The sequence below is a fragment of the Streptomyces sp. MH60 genome (assembly GCF_002939385.1).
Taxonomy (GTDB): domain Bacteria; phylum Actinomycetota; class Actinomycetes; order Streptomycetales; family Streptomycetaceae; genus Streptomyces.
Genome location: NZ_MULI01000005.1, coordinates 176639 through 197309, shown reverse-complemented (window position 1 = coordinate 197309; position 20671 = coordinate 176639). Strand labels below are relative to the sequence as shown.

At 72.8% G+C, this 20671-nt stretch carries 6 protein-coding genes; 4 read left to right on the top strand and 2 right to left on the bottom strand.

The window, feature by feature from the left end:
• The 4 genes from BZZ08_RS06425 to BZZ08_RS06410 all read left to right on the top strand — a co-directional run.
• Nucleotides 1-8106, top strand: an 8106-nt coding sequence (locus tag BZZ08_RS06425) for a non-ribosomal peptide synthetase (RefSeq protein ID WP_104631150.1), incomplete at its 5' end; no start/stop codon positions are given.
• Complete coding sequence (locus BZZ08_RS06420; protein ID WP_104631149.1) at nucleotides 8106-15281, top strand: amino acid adenylation domain-containing protein; 7176 nt, start codon at nucleotides 8106-8108, stop codon at nucleotides 15279-15281. The genes BZZ08_RS06425 and BZZ08_RS06420, both read left to right, overlap by 1 nt.
• Before the next feature lie 64 nt (nucleotides 15282-15345).
• The gene (locus BZZ08_RS06415) at nucleotides 15346-15564 is read left to right on the top strand and encodes an MbtH family protein (protein ID WP_031035186.1); all 219 of its coding nucleotides are present in this window, start codon (nucleotides 15346-15348) and stop codon (nucleotides 15562-15564) included.
• Between the two features lie 100 nt (nucleotides 15565-15664).
• On the top strand, nucleotides 15665-16468 hold the full coding sequence (locus BZZ08_RS06410; RefSeq protein WP_104631148.1) for an alpha/beta fold hydrolase: 804 nt from the start codon (nucleotides 15665-15667) through the stop codon (nucleotides 16466-16468).
• 52 nt (nucleotides 16469-16520) lie between these two features.
• On the opposite strand, the gene BZZ08_RS06405 is transcribed toward BZZ08_RS06410, so the two are convergent.
• Nucleotides 16521-17666, bottom strand: coding sequence for a hypothetical protein (locus BZZ08_RS06405; protein ID WP_133169153.1), 1146 nt, complete (start codon nucleotides 17664-17666; stop codon nucleotides 16521-16523).
• Between the two features lie 174 nt (nucleotides 17667-17840).
• Nucleotides 17841-20306 (bottom strand): MMPL family transporter, encoded by a 2466-nt coding sequence (locus BZZ08_RS06400; protein WP_104631146.1) that lies wholly within the window; start codon nucleotides 20304-20306, stop codon nucleotides 17841-17843.
• Between the last annotated feature and the right edge of the window lie 365 nt (nucleotides 20307-20671).

Here is a 20671-nt window from a genome sequence, read left to right as displayed (position 1 = left end):
CTCTTCGCCGAAGTACTCGGCACCGACACCGTCACCATCGACGACGACTTCTTCCACCTCGGCGGCCACTCCCTCCTGGTCACGAAGCTGGTCAGCCGGATCCGGACCAGCCTGGGCGCGGAACTTCCCATCCGGCAGCTGTTCGAGACACCCACCGTGGCCGCTCTCTCCGCCGTCGTGGGCGAGGGCACCGCACCGAGTCGCCGCACCGTGACCGCGGTGGACCCGCGTCCGGCACGGATTCCGTTGTCGTACGCCCAGCAGCGGCTGTGGTTCCTCAACCGCTTCGAGGGCCCCAGCGCCACGTACAACATCCCGGTGGCCCTGCGGCTCAACGGAGCCCTGGACCGGGAGGCCCTGCGACAGGCCCTGGCCGACGTCGTGGCCCGGCACGAGAGCCTGCGGACCGTCTTCGCCGAGGACGCCGACGGCGCCTACCAGGTCGTCCGAGAGCCGGCGGACACCCGTCCGGACCTGCAGGTGATCAGGACCAACCCGGAAGAGGTGGAGGAGCGGCTGCGGGACGCGGCGCGGCGTGGCTTCGACCTCTCCGCGGACTCCGGCGAGCTGCCCTTCCGCGTGACGCTGTTCGAGGTCGGTGACGGCGAGCACGTACTCCTGCTGCTCCTGCACCACATCGTGAGTGACGCCTGGTCCCGGACGCCGCTGGCCCGTGACCTCACGGCCGCCTACGCGGCCCGGGTCCAGGGCGCCACGGCCCCGGAATGGGCGCCGCTGCCGGTCCAGTACGCCGACTACAGCCTCTGGCAACGCGACATCCTCGGCACCGAGGACGACCCCACCAGCGAGATCTCCCGCCAACTCGACTACTGGACCCACACCCTCACCGGACTCCCCGACCAGCTCGAACTCCCCTACGACCGCCCCCGCCCCGCCGTCGCCACCTACCGCGGCGACCGCATCCCCTTCGAAATCCCCGCGGAGCTGTACGACGGAATCGCCGCCTTGGCGCGGGACACGCAGGCGAGCCCCTTCATGGTGCTCCAGGCGGCCCTCGCCGCCCTGCTGACCCGGCTCGGTGCCGGCGAGGACATTCCCATCGGCACCCCGGTCGCGGGCCGTACCGACGAAGCGCTCGACGACCTGATCGGCGTGTTCATCAACACGCTGGTGCTGCGGACGGACACCTCCGGGCGTCCCTCGGCGCTCACGCTCATCGAGCGCGTCCGGAACCAGACCCTGGAGGCGTACGCGCATCAGGACCTGCCGTTCGAGCGGCTGGTCGAGGCCGTCAACCCGGAACGCTCGCTCGCCCGGCACCCCCTCTTCCAGGTGCTCCTGGCCTTCAACAACACGGACACCGCGGCCGTCGAGGACGCGGTCGCGAAGCTGCCTGGACTGTCGGTCTCGCGTGCGACGGCCGACACCGGCGTGGGCAAGTTCGACCTCTCCTTCGCGTTCGCCGAGCAGGCGGGGTCGGGCACCGGACTTCAGGGCGTGCTGGAGTACAGCAAGGACGTGTTCGACCGGGAGACCGTCGAGACACTGGGCCTTCGCTACCTGCGCCTGCTGCGGGCCATGGTCGACACCCCGCAGAAGCCCGTCGACGAGGCGGATCTGCTGGACGCGGCCGAGCGCGGCCGTCTCCTCTCCGAGTGGAACGCCACGGCGTGTGAGGTGCCGGGGCGTTCAATGGTGGAGCTGTTCGAGGAGCGTGCGGCCTCGGACCCGGCCGCCGAGGCCGTGGTCGCCGGCCCCCACTCCCTGTCCTACGGCGAACTCAACGACCGCGCCGACCGGTTGGCCCGAGTGCTGGCAGAGCGCGGAGCCGGCGCCGAACGCTTCGTCGCCGTGGCCCTGCCCAGGTCCACCGACCTGGTCGTCACCCTCCTCGCGGTCTGGAAGACCGGCGCCGCCTACCTCCCCCTCGACACCGAATACCCGGCCGAGCGACTCGCCTACATGCTGGACGACGCCCACCCCGTCCTGCTCCTCACCACCAGCGACCTGACCCCCGTACTGCCCGCCTCCACACAGGTCCCTCGGGTCCTCCTCGACGAGCCGGGCCTCCAGGAAGAGCTGTCCGCGCCGGCCGGTCCCGGCCCGCTGCGCGTCATCCACGACCCGAGCGCCTCCGCCTACGTGATCTACACGTCGGGGTCGACGGGACGCCCCAAGGGCGTGGTCGTGCCGCACGGCCCGCTCGTGAACTTCCTGACGGCCATGCAGCAGCGGTTCCCACTCGGCGACCCCGACCGCCTGCTGGCCGTCACCACCGTCGGATTCGACATCGCCGGACTCGAACTGTTCCTGCCCCTGCTCACCGGCGCCTCCCTCGTGATCGCCGAACGCGACACCGTACGAGACCCCGCCGCCCTGTGCGCCCTGATCCGCACCAGCGGCGCCACCACCATGCAAGCCACCCCCAGCCTGTGGCGGGCCGTCCTCGCCGAGGACCCCACCGTCCTCGCCCCCCTGCACGTCCTCGTCGGCGGCGAGGCACTACCCGCCGATCTCGCCACCGCCCTCACCCACCACGCCACCTCCGTCACCAACCTCTACGGGCCCACGGAAACCACCATCTGGTCCACCCACTGGCCCGCCACCCCCCACACCGCACACCACCCCCACATCGGCCACCCCATCGCCAACACCCAGGTCTACGTCCTCGACCGCACCCTCCGACCCGTCCCCGCCGGAACCCCCGGCGAGCTCTACATCGCCGGCCACGGTGTCGTCCGCGGCTACCACAACCGGCCCGGCCTCACCGCCGAACGCTTCACCGCCAACCCCCACGGCCCGGCGGGCACCCGCATGTACCGCACCGGCGACCTCGCACGCTGGACCACAGACGGCAACCTCGAATACCTCGCCCGCGTCGACGACCAGGTCAAACTCCGCGGCTTCCGCATCGAACTCGGCGAAATCGAAACCGCGCTCGCCACCCACCCCCACATCACCCAGGCCGCCGTCATCGTCCGCGAAGACCACCCCGGAGACCCACGCCTCGTCGCCTACCTCACCCCCACCACGCGCCGGTCCATCCCCACCACAGACCTACGCCAGCACCTCGCCACCCACCTGCCCGACTACATGCTCCCCTCCGCCTACATCACCCTCGACACCTTCCCCCTCACCCCCAACGGCAAGCTCGACCGCCGCGCCCTCCCCACACCCGACTACGCGGCCCACACCGAGAACGGACGAGCCCCCCGCACCCCTCGCGAAGAACTCCTCTGCACCCTCTTCGCCGAAGTACTCGGCACCGACACCGTCACCATCGACGACGACTTCTTCGCCCTCGGCGGCCACTCCCTCCTCGCCACCAGACTCGTCAGCCGCATCCGCACCGTCCTGGACACGGAACTGGCCATCCGGCAGCTCTTCGAGGCGCCGACGGTGGCACGGCTGGCAGGGGTGCTGGATTCCTCGGCCGCCGCTCGCGGCCGGCTGGTCGCCGCGCCGAGACCGGCCCGGGTACCGCTCTCCCACGCGCAGCAGCGGCTGTGGTTCCTCCAGCACCTCGAAGGGCCGAGCGACGCGTACAACGTGCCGATCTCGCTCGACCTGACGGGAGAGCTGGACCAGGAGGCGCTGCGGCTGGCGCTGGCGGACGTCGTCGACCGGCACGAGAGCCTGCGGACGGTCGTCGTCGAGGACAGTTCCGGCACCGCCCACCAGGTCGTACTGGGCCGGGAGCAAACGCGGGTGCCGCTGGCCGTGGAGCACCTCGCCTCGGACGCGGAGGTCGACGCACGGATGCGCCGGGCAGCCGGGTACGTCTTCGACCTCGCCTCCGAGATTCCTCTCCGCGCCACCTTGTTCGAGGTCGGGGAGGAGGAGTCCACGGACCGCAGGGCCCTGTTGCTGCTCACCCACCACATCGCCAGTGACGCCTGGTCGCGGGGCATTCTCATCCGGGACCTGGTGGCGGCGTACGCCGCGCGCACCACGACGGGCCGGGCGCCCGACCTGGCGCCGCTGCCCGTCCAGTACGCCGACTACAGCCTCTGGCAGCGGAACGTCCTCGGCTCCGAGGGCGACCCCGACAGCGAGGCCACGCGCCAGCTCGACCACTGGAAGCGGGCGCTGTCCGGGCTGCCGGAGGAGCTGTCGCTGCCCTTCGACCGCCCGAGGCCGGCAGTGGCCTCGTACCGGGGTGACCGGGTCGCCTTCGACCTGCCGCAGGATGTGTACGAGCGGCTCGTCCGGGTGGGCCGCGACCAGGGGGCCAGCCTGTTCATGGTGCTGCAGGCGGGGCTGGCTGCGCTGCTGACCCGGCTGGGCGCGGGCACGGACATCCCGCTGGGCACCCCGATCGCCGGCCGCACCGACGACGCCCTGGACGACCTGGTCGGCTTCTTCGTGAACACGCTGGTGCTGCGCACGGACACCTCGGGAGACCCGACGTACGCCGAGCTGGTCGACCGGGTCCGCACCGAGTCCCTGGCGGCGTACGCGCACCAGGACCTGCCGTTCGAGCGGCTGGTGGAGGCCGTCAACCCGGAGCGTTCGCTGTCCCGGCACCCGCTGTTCCAGACCATGCTCAGCTTCGACAACGCCGGTCGTGCCGCGTCGCACGCGGAACTGGCCGGGCTCGCGGTCTCCGGGCGGCCCCTCGGTGCGCCCGCCGCGAAGTTCGACCTGTCCTTCGAACTCGCCGAGCGTCCGGCGGGGCCGGGGCGGGCGGCAGGTCTGAGCTGCGCGCTGGACTACAGCACCGACCTGTTCGACCGCGGGACCGCGCAGGACGTCGCCGACCGCTTCGTCCGCGTCCTGACCGCGCTCGCCGACGACCCGGGGCGCCGGATCGGCGAGACGGAGATCCTCGGCCGGGACGAGCGGCGGCGGATACTCGTCGAGTGGAACGACACCGCGGTCCAGCACGCGGACCGCACGCCGGTCCACGTCCTCTTCGAGGAGCGCGCCGCCGCCGAACCGGAAGCCCTCGCGGTCGTGTCGGGTGAGGAGCGGCTCAGCTACGGCGAACTGAACGCGCGGGCCAACCGGCTGGCGCACCGGCTGCTCGGCCGGGGCGTCGGCAGGGAGAGCCGGGTCGCGGTCTTCCAGGAACGCTCCGCCGAACTGATCGTCGCCACCCTGGCCGTGCTGAAGGCCGGCGGTGTGTACGTGCCGATCGATCCGCAGCAGCCCGCCTCCCGGTCCGAGTTCATCCTGCGGGACACCGGGGCCGTGGCCCTGCTCACCGACCGCGACCCGGGTGACCTGCCCTTCGCGGTGGACGTGCCGGTCCTCGACGTCGGTCCCGGCCTGGACCTGTCCGGGGAGGCGGACACCGACCCCGGGGTGCCGACGGACGCCGAGCAGCTCGTGTACGTGATGTACACCTCGGGCTCGACCGGTACTCCCAAGGGCGTGGCCAACACCCATCACAACGTGGTGCACCTGGCAGCGGACCGCTATTGGCGCGGGGGTCGTCACGAGCGGGTGCTGATGCACTCGCCCTACGCCTTCGACGCCTCGACGTTCGAGATCTGGACGCCCCTGCTGACGGGCGGCACGGTCGTGGTGGCCCCCGCCGGGCGGCTGGACGCGGCCGACCTCGCCGCCGCCATCTCCGGGCACGGGGTCACGGGGCTGTTCGTCAGCGCCGGTCTGTTCCGGGTGCTCGCCGAGGAGCGGCCCGAGTGCTTCCGCGGGGTCCGGGAGATCTGGGCCGGCGGCGACGTGGTGTCCCCCACGGCCGTCCGCCGGGTCCTGGAGACCTGCCCGGGCACGGTCGTCGCCAACGAGTACGGGCCCACGGAGACCACGGTGTTCTCCGCGGCGAACCCGCTGCGCGACCCGGCGGAGGTACCGGAGGCGGTCGTGCCGATCGGCAGGCCCCTGTGGAACACCCGGCTGTACGCCCTCGACGAGCGGCTGCGGCCGGTGCCCGTGGGGGTGCCCGGCGAGCTGTACATCGCGGGCAGCGGTGTGGCCCGTGGCTACCTCGGCCGGGCGGCACTGACGGCGCAGCGTTTCGTGGCCGACCCGTTCGCGGGCGCCGGCGAGCGGATGTACCGCACCGGTGACGTCGTACGCCGGCTGGCCGACGGGCGGCTGGAGTTCCTGGGCCGGGTCGACGACCAGGTCAAGCTGCGGGGCTTCCGGATCGAACCGGGTGAGGTGGAGGCGGTCCTCGCCGGCCGCCCCGAGGTGAGCCAGGCGGCGGTGGTGCTGCGGGAGGACCGGCCCGGCGACAAGCGGCTGGTGGCCTACGTGGTCGCGGGGGCCGGGGCCGAACCCGAGGCGTTGCGGGCACACGTGGCGGGCACCCTGCCCGAGTACATGGTCCCGTCTGCCGTGGTCCTGCTCGACGGGCTGCCGCTCACCCTGAACGGCAAGCTCGACCGGCGGGCACTGCCCGCCCCCGACTACGGTGCCGACACCGAACGGCGCGGCCCGCGCACCGAGCGGGAGAAGGTGCTGTGCGGGCTGTTCGCGGACGTCCTGGGTCTCGGCGAGGTGGGCGTCGACGACGGGTTCTTCGACCTCGGCGGCGACAGCATCATGTCGATCCAGCTGGTCAGCCGCGCCCGACGGGTTGGACTCGAACTGTCCGTGCGGGCCGTCTTCGAGCACCGGACCGTGGCGGCCCTCGCCGAGATCGTCACCGAGACCGACACCACCGTCACGGAGGAACCCGGCGCCGGCATCGGCGACGTACCCCTGACACCGATCATGCGGTGGTTCCTGGAACGCGGCGGTCCGGCCGACCAGTTCAACCAGTCCCGGCTGGTGCAGGTCCCGGCGTCGCTGCGCCTGCCGGACCTCACGTCCGCCCTCGGCGCCCTGCTGGAGCACCACGACGCGCTGCGGGCCCGGCTGACGGACGGGTCGGAACGCCGGCTGGAGATCCGCGGGCCGGGGGCGGTCGAGGCCGACTCCGTCGTCCGTCGGGTGGACGCCGCCGGTCTGGACGACGACACCCTGCAGGACCTGGTACGCGTCGAGACCGTCGCGGCGCGGGAGCGCCTGGACCTCGGTGCGGGGCGGGTCGTGCAGTCGGTCTGGTTCGACCGCGGGGACACCCGGCCTGGCCTGCTGCTGCTGATCGTCCACCACCTGGTGGTCGACGGGGTCTCCTGGCGGATCCTCGTACCGGATCTCGCCGAGGCGCACCGTGCGGTGGCGGCGGGACGGCCGGTCGAGCTCCAGCCCGTGGGGACCTCGCTGCGCCGCTGGGCGCAGCGCCTCACGGAGGTGGCGGGTGATCCGGCCCGCACGGCGGAGGCGGACTGGTGGCGGTCGGTCCTGCGGCCCGGGGACCCGCTGCTGGGGCGGCGGCCGCTGGACACGTCGCGGGACACCTACTCCTCCGCCCGCCATCTCACCCTGACCCTTCCGGCGGCGGTGACCGAGCGGTTGCTGACCCGGGTGCCCGCGGTGTTCCGGGCCGAGGTCAACGACGTCCTGCTGGCGGCGTTCGCGCTCGCCTGGGCCCGCCGCGGCGGCGGCCGGGGAGCCGGGGTGCTGCTGGATCTGGAGGGGCACGGGCGCGAGGAGGAACTGGTCGGCGGCGCGGACCTGTCCCGCACGGTGGGCTGGTTCACCAGCCTGCATCCCGTGCGGGTGGACGCGGGGCCGGCCGACCTCGCCGACGCGTTCGCGGGCGGACCGGCTGCCGGTGCGGTCGTCAAGCGCGTCAAGGAGCAGCTGCGCGAGGTGCCCGAGAAGGGCATCGGGTACGGGCTCGTGCGCCATCTCAACCCGCGCACGGCGCCCGGTTTCGCCGGGCTGCCGACACCGCAGGTGGCCTTCAACTACCTCGGCCGGTTCACCACCGCGGGTGTCGAGAACGCGGGCAGCGAGACGGTCCCCGACTGGACGGTGCTGGCCACGGCGTCCGGTGTCGGCGGCACCGACCCCCGGGTGGCGCTCGCCCACCCGCTGGAGCTCAACGCCCGTACCAACGACGGGCCGCGCGGGCCCGAGCTGTCGGCCACCTGGTCCTGGGCCGGCGGAATCCTCGACGAGGACGAGGTGCGGGAGCTGGCCGAACTGTGGTTCAGAGCGCTTGAGGCGCTCGCCGACCACGCGGAGAACCCGGAGGCGGGCGGGCTGACCGTCTCGGACGTGTCGCTGAGCCTGCTGGACCAGAGCGAGATCGAACTGCTGGAAGACGAGTGGAGGAACCTCTGATGACGAAGCAGTCCGGACTGCAGGACATCCTGCCGCTGGCACCGCTGCAGGAGGGCCTGCTCTTCCACAGCGTGTTCGACGAGAAGGCACCCGATGTCTATCTGGTGCAGCAGGCCATCGACCTGGAGGGCGATCTGGACACGGCGGCGCTGGCCGCCGCCTGCCGGACCCTGCTGCGGCGGCACGCCAATCTGCGCGCGGCCTTCCGCTACCAGGGACTGAAGCGGCCCGTGCAGCTGATCCCGCACCAGGTGGAGCTGCCGTGGGAGGAGACGGATCTGTCCCGCCTCCCCGAACCGGAGCGGTCGGCGGCCGCGGACCGGCTGCTGGAGGAGGACCGGCTGCGCCGCTTCGACCTGGGCCGTCCTCCCCTGATGCGCTTCACGCTGATGCGTCTCGGGGACGGCCGGTACCGCTTCGTGCTGACCAACCACCACATCCTGCTCGACGGCTGGTCGCGGCCCATGCTGGTGCGGGAGCTCCTGGCGCTCTACCGGACGAAGGGCGACGACAGCGCGCTGCCCCGGGTCCGCCCCTTCCGTGACTACCTGCAGTGGCTCGCCGGGCAGGACCGGGACAGCGCGGTCGCCGCCTGGCGGGAGGTGCTCGCCGGACTGGACGGGCCCACCCTCGTCGCCCCGCAGGCGGGCGACCGGACGCCGGTCGTGCCCGGCCGCCTGGAGACGGAGCTGGCCGACGCCGACCACTCGGCGCTGACGAAGCTGGCCAGGGAACGCTCGCTCACCCTCAACTCCCTGGTGCAGGGCGCCTGGGCGGTGGTCCTGAGCGGGCTCACGGGCCGGGACGACGTGGTGTTCGGCACGACCGTCTCCGGGCGGCCGCCGGAGGTCGCCGGGATCGAGACCATGGTGGGGATGTTCATCAACACCCTCCCCGTGCGGGTGCGGTTGCGGCCCGACGAGCCGTTCCTGGACGCGGTGCGCCGCACCCAGGACGAACAGACCCGCCTCCAGTCGCACCAGCAACTGGGCCTGGCCGAGGTGCAGCGGCTGGCGGGCGAGGGGGAACTCTTCGACACGACCATGGTGTTCGAGAACTATCCGGTCGACATCGGCGCCGAGCGGGACGAGCCCGGCGGCATCGGCGGGGTGACCGTCACCGGCACCCGCAACCGGGACGCCACCCACTATCCGCTGGCCCTGGTGGCCGTGGGCCGCGACGGGCTGCGGCTGCGTCTCGACCATCAGCCCGACCTGGTACCGCCGAAGGCGGCCCGGGCCGTCCTGGAGCGGTTGGTGCGCGTCCTGCGCGGGGCGGCCGCGGAGCCGCACCGCACCGTCGGACAGCTTGAGCTGCTCTCCGCCGAGGAGCGCGGCGCCGTGCTGTCCCTCGGCCGTGGCACGGACACCGGGCCCGCCGACGAGACGCTGCCCGCGGCCTTCCGGGCCCAGGCCGCGCGCACTCCGCACGCGGATGCCGTCCGCTGCGGTGCGACCGTGCTGGACTACGCCGAACTCGACGTCCGGTCCGACCGGTTGGCGCGTGTCCTGGTGGCGTACGGGGTGGGGGCCGAGACCCCGGTGGGGCTCCTCATGGACCGCTCCGAGCACCTGATCGTCGCGGTGCTGGCCGTGCTCAAGGCGGGCGGTGCCTATGTGCCGCTCCGGCAGGGCGACCCGCTCGACCGGCTGCGGCAGGTCACCGCCCTGGCCGGCGTCTCCCACGTCCTCACCGACGCGGAACACGCCCTCCGGGCGGAGGAGCTGGGCGTGACCGCCGTGCGGGCCGACGCGACGGACGCCCCGGACGAGGGTGCCGAACTGCCCTCCGGCCCCGGGCACGCCGACCGGCTGGCCTACGTGATGCACACCTCCGGCTCGACCGGGATGCCCAAGGGGGTGGCCGTCACCCACCGGGACGTGGTCGAGCTGGCCCGCGACCGGTCCTTCGCCGGCGGCGCCCACGCCCGTGTGCTGGTCCACTCCCCGCACGCCTTCGACGCCTCCACGTACGAGGTGTGGGTGCCGCTGCTGTCCGGCGGGACCGCCGTCGTCGCCCCGCCGGGAGACCTGGACGCGGACTCCCTGGGCAAGGTGCTGACCGAGCACGAGGTGACCGGGCTGTGGCTGACCTCCGGGCTCTTCCAGCTCGTCGCCGACGAGGCACCCCACCACCTGGCGGGGGTACGGGAGGTGTGGACGGGCGGCGACGTCGTCCCGGCGGCCGCGGTCCGCCGGGTCCGGGAGGCCTGCCCCGGCACGGTCGTCGTCGACGGGTACGGGCCGACCGAGACCACCACGTTCGCGGTGCGCCACCGCATCCCGGCAGACGCCCCGGTGCCGGACACCGTGCCCATCGGCACGCCGCTGGACAACACGCGGCTGCTCGTCCTCGACACCGCCCTGCGCCCCGTCGCCCGGGGCGTCGCGGGTGAGCTGTACGTCGCGGGGGCGGGGCTCGCCCGCGGTTACTGGCGACGGCCGGGCCTCACCGCGGAGCGGTTCGTCGCCGACCCCCACGGCCCGGCGGGCACCCGTATGTACCGCACCGGCGACCTCGTACGGTGGACTCCGGACGGCACCCTCGAGTACCTGGGGCGCGCCGACGAGCAGGTCAAGATCCGCGGGTTCCGCATCGAACTGGGCGAGATCGAGGCCGTGCTGGGCCGCCACGTCGAGGTCGCCCAGGCCGTCGTCACGGTGCGCGAGCCGCGCCCCGGCGACAAGCGGCTGGTGGCGCACCTCGTGGCGGAGGAGGGCGGCGACCCGACGCCCGCCTCCCTGCGGTCCTACCTCGCCGCCGAACTGCCCGATTACATGGTCCCGTCGGTCTATGTGACCCTCGACGCGCTGCCCCTGACCGGCAACGGCAAGATCGACCGCAGGGCGCTGCCGGTGCCCGATCTCAGCACCGCCGACGCCACCGTGGAGAGCCGGGCTCCGCGCACCCCGCGGGAGGAGATCCTGTGCGGGCTCTTCGCCGAGCTCCTCGGCCTGCCGCGGGTCGGTGTCGACGACGACTTCTTCGCCCTGGGCGGGCACTCACTGCTCGCCACCCGGCTCGTGGGCCGGATCCGCTCGGTCCTCGACGCGGAACTGACCGTGCGGCAGCTGTTCGACACGCCGACGGTGGCGGCCCTGTCCCGCGCCCTCGACACCGCGGGGGCGGCCCGTTCGCCCCTGCGTCCGGCCGAGCCCCGCCCGGAGCGTGTCCCGGCCTCTCCCGCGCAGCGCCGGCTGTGGTTCCTGCACCGCTTCGAGGGCCCGAGCCCGACGTACAACATCCCCTTCGCGCTGCGGCTCTCGGGCGACCTGGACCGGTCGGCGCTGCGGGCCGCGCTGGCCGACCTGACGGACCGGCACGAGAGCCTGCGGACGGTGTTCGCCGAGGACGCCGAGGGGCCCCGGCAGATCGTGCGGCCGGCCGCCGAGGCCCGGCCGGAGCTGACCGTCGTCCCGTCGGTGCCGGCGGACAGCCTCGAGGCGGAGGTCACCCGGGCGGCCTCGCACTCCTTCGACCTCGCGGCCGAGATCCCGCTGCGGGCCTGGCTGTTCGAGACGGGCGAGCGGGAACAGGTGCTGCTCCTGCTGGTCCACCACATCGCCGGCGACGGCTGGTCGGTGCCCCTGCTCGCCCGCGATCTGACCACCGCGTACACGGCCCGTCTCGGGCAGCGCGCGCCGGAGTGGCGCCCGCTGCCCGTCCAGTACCCCGACTACACCTTGTGGCAGCGCGAGGCGCTGGGCTCGGAGGACGACCCCGACAGCCCCGCGGCTCGGCAGCTCGCCTACTGGCGTGAGGCTTTGGCGGGGCTGCCGGAAGAGCTGGCGCTGCCCGCCGACCGGCCGCGTCCGGCGACTGCCGGGGGGCAGGGCGGCCGGGTGCTCTACGAGGTGCCCGAGGAGCTGCACGCCCGCATCGTGACCGTGGCGCGGACCTGCCAGGCCAGCCCCTTCATGGTGGTCCAGGCGGCCGTCGCCGCTCTGCTCACCCGGCTCGGCGCCGGCGAGGACATTCCGCTGGGCACCCCCGTCGCCGGGCGCACCGACGACGCCCTCGACGGTCTCGTCGGCTTCTTCGTCAACACCCTGGTGCTGCGCGCCGACACCTCCGGCAATCCCGCCTTCCGTGAATTGGTGGCCCGGGTCCGCGAGACGGACCTGGCGGCGTACGCGCACCAGGACGTGCCCTTCGAGCGGCTCGTGGAGGTGCTCAACCCGAAGCGCTCACCGGCCCGGCACCCGGTCTTCCAGACCATGCTGACCTTCAACAACACGGACCGGCGGCCGGGCGACGGCCTGCGTCTGCCCGGTCTGGACGCCGAGTCCCTGTCCGCCGACACCGGCACCGCCAAGTTCGACCTGCTGTTCTCCTTCGCCGAGCGGCACGACGCCGAGGGGCGCCCGGCCGGACTCGGCGCGGGTCTGGAGTTCAGCACCGACCTGTTCGACCCGGACACCGCCGAGACCCTCGTCGCCCGGCTGCTGCGCCTGCTGGACGCGGTGACCGCGGCGCCGGACCGTGCCATCGGCGAGGTGCCTGTCCTCGGCGACGAGGAACGCGCACGCGCCCTGTCCGCCTCCCTCGGGCCGGCGCGCGTACCGGTCGGCGGGTCGCTGCCGGAGCGCTTCGCGGCGTCGGTCGCGCGGGCCCCGCACGCAGTCGCGGTCGAAACGGCGGAAGGCGTGCTGACGTACGCCGAGTTGAACGCCCGGGCCAACCGGCTGGCCCGGCTGCTCGTCGAGCGGGGGGTGGGGCCGGAGAGCCTGGTCGCGGTGGCCATGCACCGGTCGGCCGAGCTGGTCACCGCGTGCCTGGCGGCCCTCAAGGCCGGCGCCGGATACCTGCCGGTCGACCCCGAGTACCCGGCGGACCGTATCGCGTACATGCTCGACGACGCGCGGCCGGCCTCCGTCCTGACCACCCGGGACCTCGCCGGCGCGCTTCCCTCCGGGCCGGCCGGGACGCCGCTCGTGGTGGACGACCCCGCCACCGTGACCCGCCTCGGCTCCCTGCCCGACGCCGACCTCACCGACACCGAGCGGACCTCCCCGGTCGGCCCGGCCCATCCCGCGTACGTGATCTACACGTCCGGCTCGACGGGACGCCCCAAGGGCGTCACGATGCCGGTGCGCGCGCTGGCCAACCTCCTCGACTGGCACGAGCGGACCCTGCCGGGCGGGCCCGGCACCCGGGTGGCGCAGTTCACCGCGGTGAGCTTCGACGTCTCGGTCCAGGAGATACTCTCCGCGCTGCTGGCCGGCAAGACCCTGGTCGTCTGCCCCGAGGACGTCCGCCGCGATCCGGAGCGGCTGGCCGGGTGGCTGGGAGAGCGGCAGGTCCAGGAACTGTACGCGCCCAACCTGGTCATCGACGCGGTCTGCGAGGCGGCCGTCGCCGCCCGCCTCGATCTGCCCCACCTCACCGACCTGGTGCAGGCCGGGGAAGCGCTGACTCCGCACGGCGCCATGCGCGCGTTCTGCGCCGCTCGACCCGGCCGCCGCCTGCACAACCACTACGGTCCGGCCGAGACCCACGTGGTGACGGCCCACCGGCTCCCGGCCGACCCGGCCGACTGGGGCCCCTCCGCCCCGCCGATCGGCCGGCCCGTCGACAACACCGCCGTCCGGCTCCTGGACCCGTGGCTGAACCCGGTTCCGCCGGGCGTCGCGGGTGAGCTGTACATCGGCGGGGACGCGCTCGCCCGCGGCTATCTGGGCCGGGCCGGCCGTACCGCCGAGCGGTTCGTCGCCGACCCCCACGGTGCGGACGGCGCCCGCATGTACCGTACGGGCGACCTCGCCCGGCTCACCCCCGACGGGCTGCTGGTGTACCTGGGCCGGGCCGACTCGCAGGTCAAGATCCGCGGCTTCCGCGTCGAACCCGGTGAGATCGAGGCGGCGCTCACCGCACACGCCTCGGTGGCGCAGGCCGCCGTCGTCGTGCGGGAGGACCGGCCGGGGGATCGCAGGCTGGTCGGCTACGTGGTGGCCGCTCACCAGGAGGTCCCCGACTCCGTGCGGCTGCGCGAGCACCTTTCCGGGCGGCTGCCTGCCCCCATGGTGCCGGCCGCGTTCGTCGTCCTGGACGCGCTCCCCCTGACCCCCAACGGCAAGCTGGACCGCGCCGCGCTGCCCGTGCCCGCGTACGCGGCGGGCGGCGGGTCGAGGGCTCCCAGGACGCCCGCGGAGCACCGGGTGTGCACGCTCTTCGCCGAGGTGCTGGGCGTCGAACGGGCCGGTGTGGAGGACGACTTCTTCGAACTGGGCGGGCACTCCTTCCTGGCCGCCCGCCTGGTGGCACGGCTGCGCGAGGAGTTCGGCCAGGACCTTCCGGTCCGCACGGTCTTCGACTCCCCCACGCCGGAGGGCGTCGCCGCCGTGCTGACCGGGACGGCCGACGGCTCCCCGGGGCGCTCCTCCGAGGGCCTGCTCCCGCTGCGGGCGCGCGGCACGGCCGCCCCGCTGTTCTGCCTGCACCCGGGCGGCGGCTTCAGCTGGTGCTACGCGGGGCTCGTCCGCCATCTCGGCCCGGACGTCCCGGTCTACGGCATCCAGGCGCGCGGTCTCGACGGGAGCGGCCCGCTGCCCTCGTCCATGGCCGAGATGACCGCGGAGTACCTCGCTCTGATCCGCTCCGTGCAGCCGAGCGGTCCCTACCGGCTGGCGGGGTGGTCGTTCGGCGGCATCGTCGCGCACGCCCTGGCGACCGCGCTGCGCGCCGAGGGCGAGGAGGTGTCCCTGCTCGCCCTGCTGGACGCGTATCCGCCGGGCGAGAACGCGGACGCCTCGGAACCGGTCGAGCACGAGGTGGTCGCGCACAATCTGCGGGCCATGGGCTTCGAGTTCGACATGGCCGAGCTCATAGCAGACCAGGAAGGCGTCCTGCGACGTTTCCGGGAGTTCCTGCAGTCAGGCGACCAGGCACTGGCGCAGCTGGAGGCCCGGGACATACTCGCACTGAAGGACGTATACGTGAACAATGTCCGGCTCATGCGGAAGTTCACACCGGAATTCTTCGACGGGGACGTCCTCTTCGTCTCCGCCGAACGGAAATCCGCGGACGACCGGGAGGGCCGCCTGAATGTCAGCTTGTGGCAACCGTTCACGGGTGGTTCGGTCGAGGTGTGCGCCATAGACTCGACGCACGGAAATCTGATGACGGATGCCCGCCATATGGCCCGGATCGGCCAATTCCTCGCGGCCCGCCTGTGACCTTTCACGAGATACCCGACACACCGTCCCAGAGAAACAGTCAGCGCTGAGAAGGAGCGATGGAATGAGCAGCAATCCCTTCGAGGACCCCGAGGGCACCTACCTGGTCCTGGTCAACGACGAGGGGCAGCACTCGCTGTGGCCGGCGTTCGTCGAGGTGCCCGCCGGCTGGCGGACCGTCCTTGAGGAGAGCAGCCGGGACGCGGCGCTCGAGTACGTCAACACCCAGTGGACCGACATGCGTCCCAAGAGCCTGGTCGACGCGATGGACGGGGCCGCCTGATCCGAGCGCCGCACGGCCCGCGGCCCCGGGCGTCCGGGGCGCGGGCCGCCTGCGTGTGCGGGCGCGTACCGCACGACCACCACGAGAGGGGAGAGGCACCATGCCGGTCATTCCCGTGAACGGGATGCGGCTCAGCTACGACGAGGCCGGCACCGGCGACCCGGTGGTGATGATCCAGGGCACCGGTGGCGGCCGTACCGTGTGGCAACTGCACCAGGTACCCGCGCTCACCGCGGCCGGTCTGCGCGTGATCACCCTGGACAACCGGGGCATCCCCCCGTCCTCCGAGTGCCCCGAGGGGTTCACCCTCCAGGACATGGTCGGGGACGTGGCCGGGCTCATCGAGCGTCTGGACCTCGGTCCCACCGCCGTCGTCGGCACCTCCATGGGCGCGTTCGTCGCCCAGGAACTGGCACTGGCGCGGCCCGACCTGGTCAGCCGGGCCGTCCTGATGGCCACCCGGGGCCGCACCGACTTCCTGCGCGCCGAGCTGACGCGCACGGAGATCGACCTGTACGACTCGGGGGTGCGGCTCCCGGACCGCTACGCGGCCGTCCTGCGCGCCCTGAAGTCGCTGTCGCCGCGGACGCTCGACGACGACTCGGCCATGGCGGACTGGCTCGACCTGTTCGAGCTGACGTCCGCGCCCGGGCCGGGGCAGCGGGCGCAGATGGAGGTCAGCCGGCTGGAGAACCGGCTGGCCGCGTACCGGGGCATCCGTGTCCCCTGCCAGGTCATCGCCTTCGCCGACGACCTGGTCACTCCGCCCCGGCTGGGCCGCGAGGTCGCCGACGCCGTCCCCGGCGCCCGCTTCGACCTCGTCGAGGGCTGCGGGCACTACGGCTACCTGGAGGACCCCGAGACGGTGAACAAGCTGCTCGTGCAGTTCCTCACCGGTCCCTGAGGGCCGGCACGGCGGAGGGGCCCGGCGGACGCCGGGCCCCTCCGTCGTGGCTTCAGGCGCTCGGCGCGAGGGAGGCCGCGTAGCCCTTCAGGTAGGCGCTGGGGTAGTGGAGCCCGTTGGCCCACAGGGTTCCGTCCGCCGTCGGGTACAGGGCCGTCACCTCGGAGCCGGGCGTCGCCCCCGGGGCCGCGGCCGTCTCCCACGTGGAGCCGTTCCAGCGGGCCAGGCCGCGGTCCTTGGCGCGGTCCGCGTACAGGCCCGCCCACACGGTTCCGTCGTGGACGGCCAGGGCCTGCACGGACATGCGGTCCTTGGACGCGTCGCCGGTGGGTGCGGGCACCGGCACGTAGGTCGTCTGCCAGTCCGTGCCGTTCCCGTGCAGCACGAACGCCCTCGGCGTGCCGCTGTCGGTGTAGAGGTTGCGGTCGGTGCCGCCGATCCACACCTCGCCGTCCCGCACGGTCACCGCGTTCGCGGTCGCCGAGAGCCCCGACAGCCGGGGCAGGGCCACCTCCTGCCAGGACGTGCCGTCGTAGTGCGCGGCGTAGAGGCGGCCGCCGCCCGAGCCCACCGCCCAGACGTCGTGGGCGGACACGACGTGCACGGCCTTGATGTCGGTCCAGGCGTCGGGCGCGCCGAGCTTGGTCAGCGTCCAGGCCGAGCCGTTCCAGTGGGCGACCGCGCCGGGCACGTCCCCGTCGCTCTCCCGGTAGTTGCCGACCGCCCACACATCGGTGCGGGAGACGGCACGGGCCGCCAGCACCTCGAAGTTCGGGACGGTCCGGTCCGTCCACCGCGAGCCGTCCCAGTGGTACTGCCCGAAGTCGCCCCACTCGCCGCGCCCGAGGGCCCACACGTCGTTCGGGGCGGTGCCGGTGAGCACGTCCGTGGAGGCACCGGCGGGGGGCAGCGGGAGGCTGCGCCAGGCGCCGGCCTGCCGGGTCCACAGCGTGTGCTCGTACTCGCAGGGCAGGCAGGTGGTGCTCGTCTGTACCGTGCTGCGCGCCACGGCCGACGTCGCGTCGAAGGGGACGTACGCGCTGAGGCCGGCCGGGGCCGGCGGCGGCACGGCCTGCCATCCCGTGGCGGCGTGGCCCTGAGCCGCCGTGGTCAGGCCCGCCAGGAGGGCCAGGAGCAACGCTCCCGCCGCGTACAGCGCCGCCCGTAACCGGTTCGTGGGTCTCTGTTCGATCCGCATGCTCACTCCGTCGAGGTCGGTTGTACCTCCACCGTCGCCGCGGGACGGGCCGGGCGGGACGCGTTGGCAGCTAGTTGCCGGGCACGGCGGCCGGGCACGCGAGAAAGAGGAAGGAGGGCCGTCGCCGTCCGGGGGTGACGGGCGACCCTCCTTCCTCGCCGGAGGGACCTGGCTCTACTGCTGGTAGTAGCCGGGTCGCGAGGCGTCGTCGTGGTACGGGCCGGACTGCTGGTGTCCGCCCTGCTGGTAGCCGCCCTGCTGGTAGGGGTCCTGGTGTCCGCCCTGCTGGTACGGCTGCTGGTAGCCGCCCTGCTGGTACGGCTGCTGCTGGCCGCCCTGCTGGTAGGGCTGCTGCTGGTAGCCGCCCTGCTGGTAGGACTGCTGCGGAGCCTGCTGCGCGGACGGCTGCCCGTACTGCTGCTCGGCGGCGAACCGCGCGTACTGGGGCTGCTCCTCGGCGTGGCGGCTGCCGGGCTCGGCCTGGTCCGGGAGGGAGGCCGGTCCGCCGGGGCCGCCGGGGACCTTGCCGGGCCACCAGTTCCACTTGCCCAGCGCCGTCATCAGGGCCGGCAGCACGTAGATCCGGATGATCACGGCGTCCAGCAGGATGGCGGCCGCGAGACCGACGCCCAGCTGCTTGAACTCGACCATGCTCAGGGTGCCGAAGATCGCGAAGACTCCGACCATGACGATCGCGGCGCTGGTGACCACGCCCGCGGAGCGGGTGATGCCCTCACGGACGGCGGTCCTGGTCGGGGCGCCCGCGAGGGCTGCCTCGCGGATCCGGCTGACCACGAAGACGTGGTAGTCCATCGACAGCCCGAACAGGACCACGAACAGGAACAGCGGCAGCCAGGAGACGACCGCGCCCGAGCTGTGGAAGTCGAGGAAGCCCTCGGCCCAGGTGTTCTGGAAGACGGCGACCAGCACACCGAAGGCGGCCGCGGCGGAGAGCAGGTTGAGCAGGATCGCGGACAGCGCCACGGCGATCGACCGGAAGATCATCACCATGGTGACGAAGGTCAGCAGCAGGACGAAGCCCACCACCCAGGGCATGCGCTCCTCGAGGTGACCCGTGAAGTCGACGCCCTGCGCCACCTTGCCGCCGACCGCGCTCTCGGCGCCGGGCACGTCCGCCATCGCCTGGGGCACCCACTCGCGCAGCAGGTCCAGGGACTCGCGGGCCCCGTCGCTCTTCGGCTGGTAGGGGGTGCCGACGTCGACGGTGTGGACCCTGCGGTCCTCGGACTCCTTGATGGTGGGGGTGGAGTCGTGGGCGAAGAGTTCGTCCTTCGCGGTGCGCTCCAGGAGGCCGTTCAGCGCGGTCTTCACATCGTCGGCCCGGTCCGCGGGTGCCCGCACGGCGACCTGGTGCACGGTGCCCTTGCTGGGGAAGTGCCCGGTGAGCCGGTCCATCGCCTGCACCACGGCGATGTCCCGGGACAGGTCGTCGGAGCCCGGCTGCTTGAGCTTCATGTCGAGGGCCGGCACCGCCAGCAGCAGCAGCGCGCCCACGGACACCACCAGTGTGACGAACGGCTTGGACAGCGCCGGGCGCAGCAGCGCGGGCCACACCCGCGACTCGCCGGAGCGCATGGTGAGCCGCCACAGGAGCGGCACCTTGGGCTTGTCGACCCAGCGTCCCAGCTTGGCGAGGAGGGCGGGCAGCACCGTCAGCGAGGCCAGTACGGCCACCGCCACCACGATGATCGAGCCGGTGGCCAGGGAGGCGAAGGTCGCCTCGTTCGCCAGGTAGAGGCCGGCCATGGCCACGATGACCGTGGTTCCGGACACCACGACGGTGTGCCCGGAGGTCTCCGCCGCGACCTCGATGGCGTCGACGTGGGACTTCCCCGCGCGGCGTTCCTCGCGCTCCCGCTTCAGGTAGAAGAGCGAGTAGTCCACGCCCACGGCCATGCCCATGAGCAGGATGACGTTGCTGACCGCGCTGGTCTCGGGCAGCACGTGGGAGGCGAGTGTGGACAGTCCGATGGCGGCGCCCACGCACGAGAGGGCCAGGACCACCGGCACGCCCGCCGCGATGATCGCGCCGAAGACCACGAGCAGGATCAGCAGGGTCAGCGGCAGGCTGATCAGCTCGGCCTTCTTGAAGTCCTCGCCGAGCGTCTCCGACAGCCCCTTGGCGGTCGAACCGGTGCCCACCTCGTCGACCCGCAGGCCCTCGTGGGCGTCCTGCACCGACGCGCTGGCGTCGAGCAGCGGTTGCACACGCTGGTCGGCGTTCTCGGTGTCGCCCTTCATGGTCACGGGGACCAGCAGCGCCTTGCCGTCGGGTGCGGGGACCGGGTCGCCGACGCCCTCCACCTCGTCGAGGGCCTTCATCCGCTCGACGACGTCGGCGGCGGCCTCCCGGCCGGCCGCGGGGTCCAGCTTCCCGCCGTCCTCGGCGGTGATCAGCACGTTCTCCTCGGCCTTCTCGGGGAAGTCACCGGAGTGAACGATCTTGCCGGCCCGGCCCGACTCGCGGACCCCCGACTCCTCGTCGCTGATCGAGTTCGTACCTGCCGCTCCACCCAGAACGAGGCACGCGGCGACGAAGACGACCCACAGGCCGATGGCGGACCACGGGTGTGTGGCACTCCATCGCGCGATCCGTACTGTTGCCGGCTTCTTTCGCACCTTGCTTCCTTCCGTTGCTGCAGGTCCGGCCCTGGAAGCCGGTCGGATCTCGACGAGCAGAACGCTAGATCCACCGGCAGTCGGGTGGATACGAGGTAAACCGTCGTGCTGACCGTTGCTTTCCGCAGGTTCACCGTACGGAAAACCGCAGGTGCCGCCCTGCGGGAAACCGCAGGCAGAAACCTGCGGAAAACCGTAACGCCCCTTGGAATCCTTGACCATTAAAAGCCGGACGGTTACGTTCGGAACGCGAATTGACCGGCACCCCGAAAGGGTACGCAATGGTTTCCTGCTTGACGTGTCGGCCGAGCGCGGATCGTAGCTCATTAAATGGCAGACGAACATTCCTTGGCAATTAGTTGCCG